The sequence below is a fragment of the Methylobacterium sp. PvR107 genome (assembly GCF_017833295.1).
Classification (GTDB): domain Bacteria; phylum Pseudomonadota; class Alphaproteobacteria; order Rhizobiales; family Beijerinckiaceae; genus Methylobacterium.
The window spans coordinates 809,127-823,427 of sequence record NZ_JAFIBW010000001.1; the positions used below are offsets into that span (position 1 = coordinate 809,127).

General features: G+C 69.5%; 11 protein-coding genes. 5 read left to right on the plus strand and 6 right to left on the minus strand.

The genetic code is table 11. The features are described 5' to 3' along the window. Positions 1-23 precede the first annotated feature (23 nt). On the plus strand, positions 24-737 hold the full coding sequence (locus JOE48_RS03620) for a MarC family protein (RefSeq protein WP_210027695.1): 714 nt from the start codon (positions 24-26) through the stop codon (positions 735-737). 24 nt (positions 738-761) lie between these two features. On the opposite strand, the gene JOE48_RS03625 is transcribed toward JOE48_RS03620, so the two are convergent. Continuing rightward, entirely contained in the window at positions 762-1,814 is a 1,053-nt protein-coding gene (locus tag JOE48_RS03625; RefSeq protein ID WP_210027697.1) for a hypothetical protein, read from the minus strand. 1,034 nt (positions 1,815-2,848) lie between these two features. On the opposite strand from JOE48_RS03625, the gene JOE48_RS03630 reads away from it, so the two are divergent. Further along, a complete protein-coding gene (locus tag JOE48_RS03630) occupies positions 2,849-3,682 on the plus strand; it encodes an ArsA-related P-loop ATPase (protein WP_210027699.1) in 834 nt (277 codons plus the stop codon). Beyond that, positions 3,679-4,122 (plus strand): hypothetical protein, encoded by a 444-nt coding sequence (locus tag JOE48_RS03635; RefSeq protein ID WP_210027701.1) that lies wholly within the window; start codon positions 3,679-3,681, stop codon positions 4,120-4,122. Before JOE48_RS03630 ends, JOE48_RS03635 begins: the two co-directional genes overlap by 4 nt. Positions 4,123-4,177: 55 nt before the next feature. Here the strand turns inward: JOE48_RS03635 and JOE48_RS03640 are convergent, their stop codons facing one another. The 5 genes from JOE48_RS03640 to JOE48_RS03660 form a co-directional block, all read right to left on the minus strand. Beyond that, on the minus strand, positions 4,178-5,221 hold the full coding sequence (locus tag JOE48_RS03640) for a cytochrome-c peroxidase (protein WP_210027703.1): 1,044 nt from the start codon (positions 5,219-5,221) through the stop codon (positions 4,178-4,180). A gap of 142 nt (positions 5,222-5,363) precedes the next feature. Continuing rightward, the gene (gene pbpC, locus JOE48_RS03645; protein WP_210027704.1) at positions 5,364-7,490 is read right to left on the minus strand and encodes a penicillin-binding protein 1C; all 2,127 of its coding nucleotides are present in this window, start codon (positions 7,488-7,490) and stop codon (positions 5,364-5,366) included. A 94-nt stretch (positions 7,491-7,584) separates the two neighbouring features. After that, complete coding sequence (locus JOE48_RS03650) at positions 7,585-7,869, minus strand: hypothetical protein (protein ID WP_245252704.1); 285 nt, start codon at positions 7,867-7,869, stop codon at positions 7,585-7,587. Positions 7,870-7,965: 96 nt separating this feature from the next. Next, positions 7,966-11,379, minus strand: coding sequence for an acyl-[ACP]--phospholipid O-acyltransferase (locus JOE48_RS03655; RefSeq protein ID WP_210027707.1), 3,414 nt, complete (start codon positions 11,377-11,379; stop codon positions 7,966-7,968). A gap of 151 nt (positions 11,380-11,530) precedes the next feature. Next, positions 11,531-11,791, minus strand: a complete 261-nt coding sequence (locus tag JOE48_RS03660) for a hypothetical protein (protein WP_210027709.1) — start codon at positions 11,789-11,791, stop codon at positions 11,531-11,533. A 180-nt stretch (positions 11,792-11,971) separates the two neighbouring features. On the opposite strand from JOE48_RS03660, the gene JOE48_RS03665 reads away from it, so the two are divergent. Both JOE48_RS03665 and JOE48_RS03670 read left to right on the plus strand, forming a co-directional pair. Further along, positions 11,972-12,982: an SDR family oxidoreductase gene (locus tag JOE48_RS03665; RefSeq protein ID WP_210027712.1), complete on the plus strand. Its 1,011-nt coding sequence runs from the start codon at positions 11,972-11,974 to the stop codon at positions 12,980-12,982. 206 nt (positions 12,983-13,188) lie between these two features. Beyond that, the gene (locus tag JOE48_RS03670) at positions 13,189-14,055 is read left to right on the plus strand and encodes an MBL fold metallo-hydrolase (protein WP_210027714.1); all 867 of its coding nucleotides are present in this window, start codon (positions 13,189-13,191) and stop codon (positions 14,053-14,055) included. The last annotated feature ends 246 nt before the right edge of the window (positions 14,056-14,301 follow it).

Here is a 14,301-nt window from a genome sequence, read left to right on the forward strand (position 1 = left end):
GGCCGCGACACGGGCCGGCCCAGATGAGCATCGATTTCACCGTCCAGCAGTTCCTGCTCGCCCTCTCGGGCCTGATCTCGATCGTGAACCCGATCGGCGGCGCCTTCATCTTCGCCCAGGTCACCGGCGCCTACAGCCATGCCGAGCGCGTGCTGCTGTCCCGTCGGATCGGCGTCTACGCAGCGCTGGTCATGCTCGGCGCCCTCTGGGCCGGCACGCCGATCCTCAATTTCTTCGGCGTCACCCTGGCGGCGCTGCGCATCGCCGGCGGCCTCGTGGTGATGTCCTCGGCCTGGAACCAGCTCAACCGGCCGGAGGCGCGTGAAGCGCGCAAGCAGGCCGAAGCCTCGGGCTCGGCGGATCGCGGGTCGGTCCCCTCGGAACCGCAGGCGGATCAGGCGCCGGGCCCGCTGTCCGAGATCGCCTTCTTCCCCCTCACCCTGCCCTTCACCACCGGGCCCGGAACGATCGCGGTCGCGATAACCCTGGGCGCGAACCGGCCCCAGGCCTACGCAGAGCGGCTCGGATTCTATCTCGGTATCACGCTGGCCGCCCTGGTGGTCGCCGCGGCGGTCGCGCTGATCTACGCCTCGGCCGACCGGGTGGTGGCGCTCATCGGACCGGCCCGGGCTCGGGTGGTGGGGCGCCTGTTCGCCTTCCTGCTGCTCTGCGTCGGCACGCAGATCCTGATCAATGGCCTCACCGACGTGATCGCGCCGCTTCTCGCGGCGCGATGAACCGGGACGCGGAGAGGACCGTCGTCAGATGACGGGTATCTCGCTCAAGCCCCCGAACAGGGCCGCGTGCCCCACGTAGTAGAGGAACAGGAAGGCCGCGAGCGCCGCCCCATAATAAGCCGGCGCCAGCAGCGCCTGCCGGGCCCGCACCGGCACCCGGACATCGTCGGCGGCAATCGCCAGAAGCACCACGATGATCCCGGAATGGCCGATCGCGTCCACCTTGCCGAACTCGAAGATCGCCGAGACGAAGATCGCCGCCAGGATGATCGCCGAGGTGCGGCGGACGAGCGGCGTCCAGATCAGCGCGAAGGCCAGGGTGAACTCGATGACGCCGGCGGCCTGCATGAACAGCTCGGGCGTCGCACCCATCGTCATCTGCGGCTTGGCGGCAATGAGCGGCGCCGTCCAGTCCGGATAGGCCCACTTCTCGATCGAGGCCCACATCAGCGTGATGGCGGCTGTCCAGCGCACGAGGTCGAGCGGCCGGATGTCGAACGGCTTCAGGCCGAGACCCTGGGCGATCAGGTAGGCGGCGATGCCGAGGAAGATCGGGTAATCGGCGAGGTGGAACAGCCCGTACTGCGCCGTCGCGAAGCTGAACAGGAAGACGAGGCCGAGGCCGGTGATCGGCATGGTCCGGCGCCAGATCAGGCAGGCGGCCATCGCGAGCTGAAGCCACGGGATCCAGGCGACGTCGGTCTTGAGCTCGGGCGTGAGGATGATGCCGCCGAGTTCCCAGAGCGAGACCAGGAAGAACCCCAGCGTGGCGCGCACCAGCAGCTCGGTATCCGTGCGGATCCGCGCGGTCACGCGGTCGAGCGCATTGAGCAGCGCGCCGCCCAACGGCGTACCCTCGGCGAGGCAGCCGAACATGAGGCAGGCCAGGGCGAGGGCCGTCAGCCATTCGAAGTCCACGCACAGCACCTGCTCGAGGCCCTGCGGCTGCCCGGCCACGTCGTAGGCACAGAACCACTTCACGTGGGCTTGGGCCGCATTCGGGGCCGCTAGTGTGAACAGGCCGGACAGGCCGAAAGCGCCGACAACCGATAACCGCTTGTTCTTGGATCTTGGCATCGGACCCTCGTCGCTGCACAGCGACACCGTGGTTACTCAGCCATTTACATATCTTCGCGCAATTTTAGCCAATGGTTTGTTAACGAATATGAGTGAAAGGTTAACGCTGTGGATTCGGCGTAGGCCCTTCTGACTCCTGCTTTTTCTGCGCTGGGCATGGGGCTGCAGGACGCTGGAGGTTGCCGCGTTTCGCGGCCCACCGGACGTGCCGCATCGGGTAACTGCGCCCGCCGGAAATCCCGTCTGCTCGCGGGGCTGCGCAGCACCCGCCCGACGTCCAGCTTGCCGTAAGCGAAGCCAGCCCGGCGCCGGCGTGTTTCCCACTTCGTGGCGGCGTTGTGCTGTCAATAAACGAATTCGGTCTCAAAAATTGCACTATTTGTAGATTAGATTGCCATTTTTGATGTATCTGTGATTATGTATGTGTGTTATTCGGAATGAAACACGCCGTCATGCCAAATCGTTGGTAGCGATTGATTCACTGGTGTTTGCGATACGGTGGAGGAAACCATATCGACATCTGCGTGGTGAGGCTTGCATATCGCGGACGCATGCGCAGAGTCTTGATCGTGCTTCGCCTGGACGAGATGAGATCTGCTGAAGCATCTCACCGGAGGCACGAGCCAGGAGCGGGATTCGGGTGGTGCGGGTGGACGGCGAGCTCAGCACAGGCACACGGCGCGGGGTGCCGGGACAGCGTTTCACCGGGCTGCGCGGTCCCGGGCCGGCGTTCCGCCTGACGTCGCTTCTGCTCAGCCCGGACGTGGGCCGCCAGCGCCATGGGCGCTCCCTGCTCGGCGCATGATCGGATCGGCTGCTTGAGACAGTTCAGCCTTCGTGCGCGCGGCCGCTTCGGCGGGATCGGGCCTCCGCTCGGAACGCCGCGGCGCCGCGCATCGGCGCCCGCGGCCGGCCGCTCCCATGCGCGGGCGCAACGCGCAACGCATCAGCTCTGACAAACCCGCAGGTCCGTGCCGGGCGGCGCAGAGGCGCGCGCAGGACGCCTGCATCCACCACGAAGCAAGGAGACACTCATGACCGACGCGACGCAGATCAAGGTTCCGGCCTGGTACAGCCCGGACGAGATCCAGGACATCCAGCGCGACCTTCTGGGCTCGGCCGCGAAGGTTCTCGTCCTGTGCCTCGGCGGCAAGGGCGGTGTCGGCAAGACCACCATCGCCCTGCAGATCGCCGATCTGTGTGCCGAGGTCGGGCCGGTGCTGGCGATCGACACCGACCCGGCCAACCGGCATTTCCACACCGCGCTGATGACGCAGACCAGCCCCGGCAGCGACAATTTCGTGCCGCGCCGGCCGGGCGTGTCCTGCTGCCGGCAGCGTCTGCGTGCGGAGGACAGCACCGGACGCGTCGACCCGACCCTGTGCCAGGACATGATCGAACGCGTGGTGGACGCGCCCGAGCGCTGCGTGGTGGTCGACTTTCCGGCCGGCGACACGGAGACGACGCGGCGCTGCACCGAGATCATCGTCGAGAGCTGCCGGGAGGCCAATGTCCGCCTCTCCGTGGTGGTCGCGGCCGGCGCGGTCGATCCCACGGCCCTCGAGGTCCTCAAGGAACTCCGGCCGATGCTGATCGAGTGCGATCGGGCGATCCTCGCGAAGAACACCGCGCAGGCGACCAATTTCGACTACCTCGAAGCGTCCGATCTCGTGCGGGCTTTGCGCAAGCAGCCGAACTTCCGCGTGATCGAGATCGAGCGGATCGGCGAGCGCCTGATCGAGGCGCTGCGGGTTCAGCACATGACGTGGCAGACGCTCGCGACCGGCGCGCCGATGCGGCTGCGCGTCGAGGGGCGTCGCCTCCGCCGCAACTTCCACATGGCCTGGCGGGATGCGCTCCGGCCGTGACCAACCTCGAGCGGTTCTACCGGTCGGTCCACGGCCGCGATCTCCAGCCCTGGGAGCGCCAGCTCGCCGTGCGGATCGCGGCCGCCTTGAACACCACGACGGACGACGACTTCGTCGTCCATCTGCTGCTGGTGTATATGTCCACCAACGCCATCACCAACATGTACAATGAACTGGTGGCTGCGCGAAACGGTCTTGCCGAAGACAGCCGGGATCTCGTGCAGACGATCAAGTCCGATCTGCGCCGGAACAGGCTGCTGACCTACGGGCTGGTCGGTGTCGCCGTGGTCAGCCTTCTCGGAAGCGTCTGGATCCTCGCGACGGTACTCAGCCTCTCGCACGATGTGACGGCCGGCGAGGCCCGGCTGGCCGCCGCGCTGCAGGGCTTTGAACGACGGAGTCTGGGCGGATCGCAGCGCGGGCCCGCGCTCGACCGCTGATGCGCGGTCCGGCGGCCGCGTCAGGCCGCACTGCGGCCCGATGCGAGCCGGTCCGTCAGGGTGCCGGCGCTTTGGCGGCGAACGAGATCGTGACGAGGTCGCGGCCGGTGCTGGTCGAGAGCGTCGCCAGGAACGCCAGGAGATCCGCCCGCTCCGCCGCGGTCAGCTGAAGCGGCTTGATCGACCGGGAGCGGCTCGGACGGTCGATCCCGCCGCGGTTGTAGAGATCGATCACGGCGCTGAGGGTCGGCACGGATCCGTCGTGCATGTAGGGGCCGCGCTGGCCGATCTCCCGCAGGGTCGGCGTCTTGAAGGCGTATTGCAGAGCGAGCGACGTGGGCTTGAACCGTCCGCGGCCGATATCCGGGCCAACCCCGACCCCGATATCGTGGAACGAGTTGTCGGTGAACGACCAGCCGGAATGGCAGCTCGCACAGCCGGCCCGGCCGTTGAACAGGTCGAAGCCCCGCTTGGCCGGCTCTCCGATCGCGTCCTCCTGGCCGGCAATCCAGCGATCGAAGGGCGTCGTGCCGGTCACGATCAGGCGCTGGAAGGTCGCCAGTGCCGCCTCAAGCCGTTCCCGGGTGATCTCGGGGTCTGCGAAGGCTGTGGCGAAGGCCGCCGCGTAGCTCGGGTCGGACGAGAGCCGCGCCAGGGCGTCCGGCATCGGCAGATTCATGTTGCCCGGCGACGCCATCGGCATGGCCGCGACCGCTTCGAGCGTGCGGAACTTGCCGTCCCAGCCGAGCGGCCCGTCCTGCCAGGCGATGTTGACGAGCGTCGGCGTGCGCAGATCCATGTCGCCCTGCTGGCGCGTGGCCGCGCGGGCGCGCCCGTCGCCCCAGGCGAGATCCGGGATGTGACACGTGGCGCAGGCCCGGGTGCCGTCGCCCGACAGGATCGGATCGAAGAACAGGCGGCGGCCCAGGTCGGCCTTCGCGGCCGTGTAGGGGTTCTCGGCGGGAAACGGGATTTCGGTGGGCGCGCGGTAGGCGTCGCGCCAGCCCGCGCGGCGCGGATCGGGGCCGCTGCCGACGCCCCCGCTAACCCCGACAAATCCGAGAAGCACCGCCACCGCGGCGCCGACCTTCCACGCCATCACCAACCTCACAGGTCACGAGTAGACCCATATTCGTTGATGACCGATGAATCTCCGCAGGAAGTTTCCGGGCCTTACATGTATTTCTGTATTCAAAATCACGTAGCGGCCAAGCTTCGACGGCAAGAACGATGATGTCGGGCTATTCAAGCCGGATGGAAACGCTGTCGCTCGCGCCCGTAGAATCCAGAACCGAGATCCGCGCGAAGCCGGCACCTGTCGGGGACCACGCGGCGCGCCGCCGCGGTGTTTGCACGACGGGCTGACCATCGATCATCCAGGTGAGCGGCGGCACCCCGCCCAGGGCCTTGAGGGCGAGCGCCGGACCGTCGGCCGTGCCCTCCCCATCGTGCCCGGCCGTGCCGAGGCCGAGATCGATCCGGGCGCCGTCCGGGGGATAGGCGATCCGCAGCGCCGGCCCCGGCGCGCCGGGGACCTCGCGGCGCAGATGGCGGAGCGGCGGTGGTAGGCCGCCGGGCCCGGCCGCCAGCACGTCTCGGGGCTGGGGCACCGGCTCTGGCTCGCGGCCGAGGCGCGCGAAGGCGTCGAACAGGATCGGCGCCGCGACCGTCCGGCCGACGAGGCCCGGAACAGCGGCGCCGTCGGGCCGGCCGATCCAGACCACCACGGTCACGTGCCGGTCGAAGCCCGCCGCCCAGGCGTCCCGGTAGCCGTAGGAGGTGCCGGTCTTGTAGGCGATTCGGTTCGGCAGCGCGTTCTCCGGCGGCGGGGTGCCGCGCAGGATGTCGGCGACGTACCAGGCGGCCACGGGTTCTGCGACCCGGTGCTCGGAACCGGCCGGGGCCGTCTCGGCTCGGCGGAGGAGATCAGGCACCGTGCCGCCGCGGGCGAGCCCGGCATAGAGGCGCGCGAGATCGGTGAGCGTGATGCCGAGACCGCCGAGCGCCACCGGCAGGCCCGGCGCCGCCTCGCGCGGCAGCACGATCGCGGCGCCCGCCGCGCGCAGCCGTGCGATGAAGCGCGCGGGCCCGACCGCGTCCATGAGTTCGACCGCAGGCACGTTGAGCGAGAGCTGCAGGGCCCGACGGGCCGTGACCGTGCCCTGGAAGGTCAGGTCGAAATTTTCCGGCGCGTAGCTTGCCGAGAAGCGCGCGGGGCGATCTTCCAGCAGCGTCTCGGGATGCGCCAGCCCGTCCGCGAAGGCCATGGCGTAGACGAAGGGCTTCAGCGCGGAACCGGGAGAGCGCACCGCGAGGGTCATGTCGATCGCGCCATTCCGGGTCGAATCCAGGTAGCCCGCGCTGCCCACCTGGGCGAGAACGCGCCCATTGCTGTTGTCGAGGACGAGGATCGCGGCCGAGAGGCCCGGGCCGGCCGCGACGGCCCGCTCGCACGCGAGAGCCTCCAGCCGCTCCTGCAAACGCGCATCGATGGCGAGGCGGATCACCGGGGCGGTGTTGTCGGCCGCCACGGCCTCCTCGGCGGCGTGCGCCGCGAGCATCGGGAAGGGGCGCCGCGCCGTCGGCACCGGCTCGCTCTTGGCGGCCTCGGCCTCGGTGGCGGTGAGGATGCCCCGGGCACTGGCGATGTCGAGCACCCGATTGCGGGCGGCCCGGGCGCGGTCCGGGAAGCGGTCCGGCCGGCGGGTCTCGGGCGATTGCGGCAGGGCGACGAGGAGCGCGGCCTGGGCCGCCGTCAGCCGCACCGGCTCCCGCCCGAAATAAGCGAGGCTCGCCGCGCGCACGCCCTCGAGCGGGCCGCCGTAGGGGGCGAGGGCGAAATAGAGGTCGAGGAGGCCGGATTTCCCGAGGCGCCGCTCCAGCAGGAGCGCCCGCGCCATCTGGCGGAGCTTGGCTTCGAGCGTGCGCTCCCGGCGCGGCTCGACGAGGCGCGCCACCTGCATCGACAGGGTCGACCCGCCCGAGATGATGCGCCCATTCCTCAGCCACTGGATCGTGGCCCGCAGGGCCGCGACGGGATCGATCCCGGGATGATTCGCGAAGCGGCGATCCTCGTAGGCGACGAGCATCGCCCGATAGCGTGGATCGATCGTGTCGGCGGTGACCGGCAGGCGCCAGCGCCCGTCCGCGGTCGCGAACGGGCGCAGGAGCGTGCCGGACCGGTCGAGCACCACCGTCGACCGCGCCGAGGCGACGGCGAGATCGAGCGGCGGCAGCCCCTCCGCGTAGCGCCACAGCGCGCCCGCCCCGATGAGCCCGAGCCCCAGCGCGAACGCGAGCGTCAGGCGCGCCACGGAGCGGCGGCCACGGACCGGTCCTCCGCCCCGATCAAGCCCACCCTGCGGCACACCCCCTCCAGGTTCCGGATCCGCCTGTCTCCGGCGAAGGATTCCTCGATCCGACGCGGCGGACAAGCCCTGGACGGCTCTGGCGTTCCGACGGCTAGGCCGTGCCGACCTCGCGCAGATCCTCGAAGGCCGGGCGCTCCGGCCGGTTCATGCGCATCGGGAACAGCACCACGTTGGATGGCATGGGAACGGAAGTGGCCTCGGGTGCCATCTTGCGAGCCTTGCCGATCTTCGCCCAACGCTCGATCCGCTTAAAATACGACCGTCTGGCCAGCCAAGTCGGAATTCGCCTGCTCTTCAGCATGATCTGCCCCTCGTCGATGCGACTCGCGACGCGAAATCCAGTCCTCTGATCTGATCCCGCCGGGTGGACCGCCATGGATCGAATCGGGGCTGTATTCGTGATACGAGCGGATCCACCGAAGCGTTGCATCCCCCGTTTGAATGACGCGGCGCACGGGCGCGTCTGCGGGCCCTAGGCGGCAGCCGATTCCTTCGCCCGCTCCTGGGCCAGCTTGGTGACGGCGATCTGGTCGATCTTGCCGGTACCGAGCATCGGGATCGACTCCAGCACCACCACCTCGGCGGGGATCGCGACGTCCGAGGCGCCGCGGCCCTTGGCAAAGGTCTGGTAGGCGGCCCGGGTGGCGCCCTTCTCCTGCGTGAACAGGATCAGGCGCTCGCCCTTGCGCGGATCCGGCACCGCCGCCACCGCGCTCGGCCGATCCGGCCACAGATCTGCGGCGAGCGACTCGATGCCGGCGAGCGATACCATCTCGCCCGCGATCTTAGCGAAGCGCTTGGCCCGCCCCTTGATCGTCACGAAGCCCATGGCGTCGATCGCCACGATGTCGCCGGTGTCGTGCCAGCCCTCCGGCGGCGGCTCCAGGACGCCGGGCTTCTCGGCGCGCAGATAGCCCAGCATGATGTTGGGGCCGCGCAACGACAGGCGACCGCCCTCCTCGATCCCCGTCACCGGCTCCAGGCGGGTCTCGATCCCAGGCAGGATCCGCCCGACCGTGCCGAAGCGGTTGAACATCGGCGTGTTGAGCGCCACCACCGGTCCGCACTCGGTGACGCCGTAGCCTTCGAGGATGCGCAGGCCGAACTTCTCCGCCCAGGTCCTGCGGGTCGTCTCCTTCACGGCCTCGGCGCCGGCCACGACGTAGCGGAGCGAGCGCAGGTCGTAGGAATGGGCTGCGCGGGCGTAGCCCGTCAGGAACGTATCGGTCCCGAACAGCACCGTGCTGTTCGAGCCGTAGATGAGCTCCGGCACGATCCGGTAATGCAGCGGCGACGGGTAGAGGTAGACCGGCACGCCCGAGACCAGCGGAAGGACCAGCCCGGCCGTCAGGCCGAAGGCGTGGAAGACCGGCAGCACGTTGAACACCTTGTCCATCGGCCCGAAGTCGATCCGGGCTGCCACCTGCGCCACGTTGGCGAGCATGCAGCGGTTGGCGAGCACCACGCCCTTCGGCGTGCCCTCGCTGCCCGACGTGAACAGCACCGCGCCCGGATCCTCGCCGGAGCGCGCAACCAGGGGCCGGCGGGAAGCCAGCAGGCCCCGGATCTTGTCGGCCTTGGTGATGCCGGCCCGCACGTCCTCCAAGTAGATCAGCTCCACCGAGCCGCGGATCGCCTCGACGAGCGGGCCGAGCCGGCCCTTGTCGATGAAGGCGCGGGAGGTCAGGATCCGGTTCACCTCGGCCGCCTTGCAGGCGGAGAGGACGTTGGCGGGTCCGGCGGAAAAATTGATCATCGCCGGCACGCGGCCCGCTGAGGCGAGGGCGAACAGCGTCACCGCGGCGCCGTTGGCGTTCGGCAACATCACGCCGATCCGGCCGCCCTCCGGGGCCAGCGGCATGAGCTTGCGGCCGAGGATGTTGGCGCCCATCACGAGACGGCCGTAGGTGAGCCGCCCGCCGACCGGATCCTCCAGGGCGTTGCGGCGCCAGCCATGGCGCTCGCCCGCGTCGATCAGCGCCGCCATCAGGCCGCGGTCCGTATCGGTGGTGCGAAACACCAGGTCCGACATGATCCCGTAGAGGGCTGCGCCCGCCGCCTGCCGCCGGGCCTTGCCCTTCAGCGCGGGATCCACCGTCAGGCGCACCGGCGGCATCACCGTCACGGTCACCTTGGGCCACCAGCGGCGGCGCACCTGCCCGCGCGACAGGCGCGAGAAGACGGTGCGCTCCAGGCCGTCGAGCTTCACCGGCACCACCATCGCGCCCGACTTGTCGGCGATCAGCCCGGCGCCGTCATAGACCTTCATCAGGCTGCCGGTGACGGTCAGCCGGCCTTCGGGGAAGATGATCAGGGTCTCGCCGCCCTTGACCGCGTTGATCAGCGTCCGGGTGGCGAGGGGGCGCGTCGGGTCGAGCGGCATCGCCTTGGTGACGCGCAGGAACGGCCGCACCCACCAGCGTTGGGCAATGCCGCTGTCGATGGCGAAGACCGGCTCCTGCTCCAAGAGGGACAGGGCCAGCGGCGCGTCGAGGAACGACACGTGGTTGAGGGCGACGATGCAGTTCGGCCCGGCCGCCGCGATGTTGTCGAAGCCGCGGACTTCCAGACGGTAAAACGCCCGGAACAGGATCGACAGGGCGTCGCGGAACGGGCTGGTCGGCAGGGTCGCGAACACGATGGCGCCGACGATCAGGTTCAGCACCGCCACCACGGCGAGCAGGCTCGCGATCGACAATCCCGCACCCTGCAGCGCTGCCAGCGCCAGGGTGCCGGCCACCATGAAGGCCGCCGTCATGACGTTGACGGCGCCGATGATCCGGGCGCGCATCGCCTTCTCGGCCCAGGCCTGCACGGCCGCGAAGGACGGGACGATGTAGAGACCGCCGGCAATCGCGAGCCCGAGGAAGTCGATTCCGGTGCGCAGGCCGTGGCCGGTCTGGAGGAAGGCAAGCGGGCCGATCGCCTCGTTCGGCGGCGCAGGCAGGTGGCCGATCGTCCACGCGAGGTCGAGGCCGAACAGGCCCATCAGCACCGCGCCGACCGGCGTCGGCAGCAGCACGATCCGGCCGCTGGCGAGCCACGAGGCCAGTCCCGAGCCCAGCGCGATACCGATGGAGAAGAGGGCCAGCAGCAGCGTGATCACGGTCTCGGTGCCGTTGAAGGCGCCGCGCACCAGCACGGGCAGCAGCGACAGCACCACCACGCCGACCAGCCAGAACCAACTCACCGTCAGCGAGCCGCGCCACAGGCGTGTGTCGGCCCAGAGGTCGCGCAGCAGCGCGTAGGTCGAGCGCGCGACGTTCGGGTCGACGCGCAGGTCCGGCGCCCCCTCCCCGGTCGCCGGGATCATCCGGGCCGAGAGCCAGCACAGGATGGCGAAGCCCATCACCAGAACGCCGAACAGGAGCCCGGAACCGCCCATCGCGGAGGCGGCCCCGGCCGCGATCGTCCCGAGCAGGATCGCCAGGAAGGTCGCGGCCTCGACCAGGGCGTTGCCGGCGGGCAATTCCTCGCGCTTCAAGTGATCCGGCAGGATCCCGTACTTGATCGGGCCGAACAGGGCCGCGATCGTCCCGAACAGGCCGAGCGCCACGAACAGCACCGGCACCGAATGCAGCAGGAAGCCGAGCACCGCGGTGCCGGCCGCGAAGATCTCGGCGAATTTCAGCCGCCTGGCCATCAGCGCCTTGTCGTACCGGTCGGCCCACTGGCCGCCGAGACCCGACAGGATGAAGAACGGCCCGATGAAGACGGCGCTCGCCAGGGTGACCAGGACGCCGGCGTTGGCGTCTGCCTGGCCGCCGATCCCGAACAGGATCAGGAAGGCGAGCGCGTTCTTGAGGAAATTGTCGTTGAACGCGGAGAAGAACTGGCACCAGAACAGCGGCGCGAAGCGCCGCGCAGTCATCAGGGTACGGAACATGGCGATCTCTCGGTTCCGAACCTGACTGGCCTACCAGATACGTCCAGGTCAAATCGGCCCGGTGAGAGCGCACAGCAATTGTGGCCGCACGGAATGCTCGTCGTGCGGACCGGCACCTCTGAAGATCAGGCCCGCCGCAGCGCAGCCGCCCTCAAGCCTTCCAGACGATGCGCTCCTTCCGGCGGGAGCGGAACCCGAGGCGCCGCTCAATCGCGGCGCGCAGGGAGGCGCCGAGATCATAGGATCGGTCGACATGGGCCACCAGCGTGGCAGCCACGAGAAGGAGCGCACCGGCCGCGCAGGCCGGTACGAGCAGCAGGAACGTCAGCACCATCCCGACAGCCGTCCGCTCCCCGAGGGAAGCTTGCGGCCAGGGATCGATCGGCAGGGAGAAGCGTCGTCCATGATGCATGGCTTCGACCCTCGACGCCCGCATGGGGCGGTACAGGCAGTCAACAGCGCTCTTCGGCAGTCGTTGCGTAGTGGAGCCACAAATCGGCGCGGCCGTGACGATTCGGCATGTTGAAGCGACGCAACTGCGGTGCCCGACCGGTGTTGCCGGATCGAACGTTCGGCGTCGCATGAGGTGGATATGGCACGGGTGGCAGTCGTTACCGGGGGCACTGCCGGGATCGGTCTCGCGACTGCCCATCGGCTCGCCGCGCGTGGTTGGTCGGTGGCAGTCGTCGCGCGCGACGAGGGCCGGCTCGCCGCAGTGGAACGGGCCCTGGCCGCCTACGGCCAGCCGGTCCTGGCGATCAGCGCCGATGTCGCCGATTCGCAGGCTGTCGATGCGGCCGCCGAGCGCGTGGAACGGGAACTCGGCCCGATTCGCGCCTGGGTCAACAACGCGATGTCGACCATCGTGAACCCGGCCGACCAGATCACGCCGGACGAGTATCGGCGGGTGACCGAGACCACCTATCTCAGCCAAGTCTACGGGACGCTCGCCGCCCTGCGCTTCATGAAGCGGCGCAACCGCGGCGCGATCATCCAGGTCTCGTCCGGCCTCGCGATCCGCGCCGCGCCGCTGCAGGCGCCCTATTGCGCGGCGAAGTTCGCGGTCTCGGGCTTCACCGACGCCCTGCGCTGCGAATTGCTCCACGACCGGGTCGATGTCAGCCTCAGCGTCGTCTACCTGCCGGCGGTCAACACGCCCCAGTTCAATTGGGCGCGCAACCGCACCGGGCACCGGCAATACGCGCCGGATCCGGTGTTCGATCCGCGGCTCTGCGCCGAGGCGATCCTGTATGCGGTCGAGCACCCGCGCCGGGAGGTCTGGGTCGGGCGCTCGTCGATGATGATGGCTGCCGCCCAGGCGCTGGCGCCGGCGCTCGCCGACCGCAAGGCCGCCTCCATGTGGTCGGCGCAGCTCTCCGACGAGACCATCCCCGAGATGGACGGCAACCTCTACGAAGCCGTGCCCGGCCCCGTCGGGATCGACGGGCGGTTCATCGGCCGGACGAAGGCCGGCCGGGCCGAGTTCGTCACGAGCCGCACCCGGGATCTCGTGGTCGGCGGTCTGGCCGGGCTGGCCCTGATCGGGCTCGCCGGCACCGTCCACGCCGCGCGCTCGGCGCGTCGGCTGCCGGGGCGGACGTGACGGCTGCGCCTTTACGCGCCGCCTGTTAAGCCCGTTCAAATCGATAGGCCTACCGTCGTCTTTGCGAGCGGGGCGAAGCAATCCAGTCGCGCCACGATGTTCGAGGTCGCGCTGCCGTGGGTCGCTTCGCTACCCGCGCGATGACGGAGAAGGCGACGTCAACTGGGGCCGTATTCAGTGCACCGCCCCGAGGAAGGTTCGAGACGATGCCCGGTTATCTCCCCTTCGCGGGCGCCCTGAAGCTGCCCGCCTACACCTGCGACAATTGCGGGTTCTGGCAGCGCCACTTCGAGACGCCGGCCGCCTGCCCGATGTGCCTCGATGCCCGTCACGTGGTGCCGCAGGACGGCTGGCGGTTCCGCACCGCCCGGGAGGCGCAGGACGCCTTCCCGTGTCACTGGCAGGAGCTGGAGCCGGGCGTGTGGCGCTTCTGGAACGAGCCGGTCTCGGGCATCGGCCCCTCCGCCTACCTGATCCAGACCGAGAGCGGGAATATGGGTTTCGAGGGGTGCCCGGTCTTCAGCGAGGCCGCCCTCGACCAGATCGCCCGGCTGGGCGGCATGGCGGTGCTCTCGGCCTCTCACCCACATTCCTACGGGGCGCTGACGCAGCTCCAGGATCGTTTCGACCCGGAACTATGCCTGCCGGCCGCCGACTTCACTTGGAGCGCCGCGCTGCAGGTGAGCTGGCCCTACGACGACTTCCTCGAGCCCCTGCCGGGCCTGGAGCTGCACCGCACCGCCGGGCATTTCGACGGCCACGCCGTCCTCTACGACCGGTCGCGTAAGATCTGCTTCTGCGGCGACGCGCTGAAGTTCGAGCTCGACCCGGCGGATTTTCGGCGGGCGACCACGATCTCGGCCCACAAGGCGTTCGTGCGCGGGGTGCCGCTCACGCCGAGCGAGCTGCGCCGCTATCGCGACGTGTTCGAGCGCCTCGACTTCGTCCAGACCTGGACGCCGTTCGAGCCGGCGCGCAATTGCGGGCGTCCGGAGGTGCTGGCGCTCCTCGACCAGCTGATGAGCGGCCGGTCGTACGCTGCCCCCGTGCCGCTCGATGGGCTGCGGGTTTAGGGGCGTCAGGACGCGGTCACGGATCGGCGGCTCGAGCTGTCCGTCCGTCGTTCCAGGGTGCCTCGGGCGAGCCTGGAACCCAGAGCCGCCGACGGAGCAAGGCCTTCTAGCGGATCCGCGTCCGGATTCCGGGCTCCGCTCCGCGGCCCCGGAATCACGGTCGGGAGTGGCAGAGCTGCCGTCTTGCGCGCCGACCGCCCTCGGTGGCGCGAGCGCGGATCGCAGGCGTGTCACGACCGCACGTGA

Coding starts and splice junctions, on each gene's coding strand:
- JOE48_RS03620 (WP_210027695.1), top strand. CDS start 24: ATGAGCATCGATTTCACCGTCCAGCAGTTCCTGCTCGCCCTCTCGGGC.
- JOE48_RS03625 (WP_210027697.1), bottom strand. CDS start 1,814: ATGCCAAGATCCAAGAACAAGCGGTTATCGGTTGTCGGCGCTTTCGGC.
- JOE48_RS03630 (WP_210027699.1), top strand. CDS start 2,849: ATGACCGACGCGACGCAGATCAAGGTTCCGGCCTGGTACAGCCCGGAC.
- JOE48_RS03640 (WP_210027703.1), bottom strand. CDS start 5,221: ATGGCGTGGAAGGTCGGCGCCGCGGTGGCGGTGCTTCTCGGATTTGTC.
- JOE48_RS03650 (WP_245252704.1), bottom strand. CDS start 7,869: ATGGCGGTCCACCCGGCGGGATCAGATCAGAGGACTGGATTTCGCGTC.
- JOE48_RS03655 (WP_210027707.1), bottom strand. CDS start 11,379: ATGTTCCGTACCCTGATGACTGCGCGGCGCTTCGCGCCGCTGTTCTGG.
- JOE48_RS03660 (WP_210027709.1), bottom strand. CDS start 11,791: ATGCATCATGGACGACGCTTCTCCCTGCCGATCGATCCCTGGCCGCAA.
- JOE48_RS03665 (WP_210027712.1), top strand. CDS start 11,972: ATGGCACGGGTGGCAGTCGTTACCGGGGGCACTGCCGGGATCGGTCTC.
- JOE48_RS03670 (WP_210027714.1), top strand. CDS start 13,189: ATGCCCGGTTATCTCCCCTTCGCGGGCGCCCTGAAGCTGCCCGCCTAC.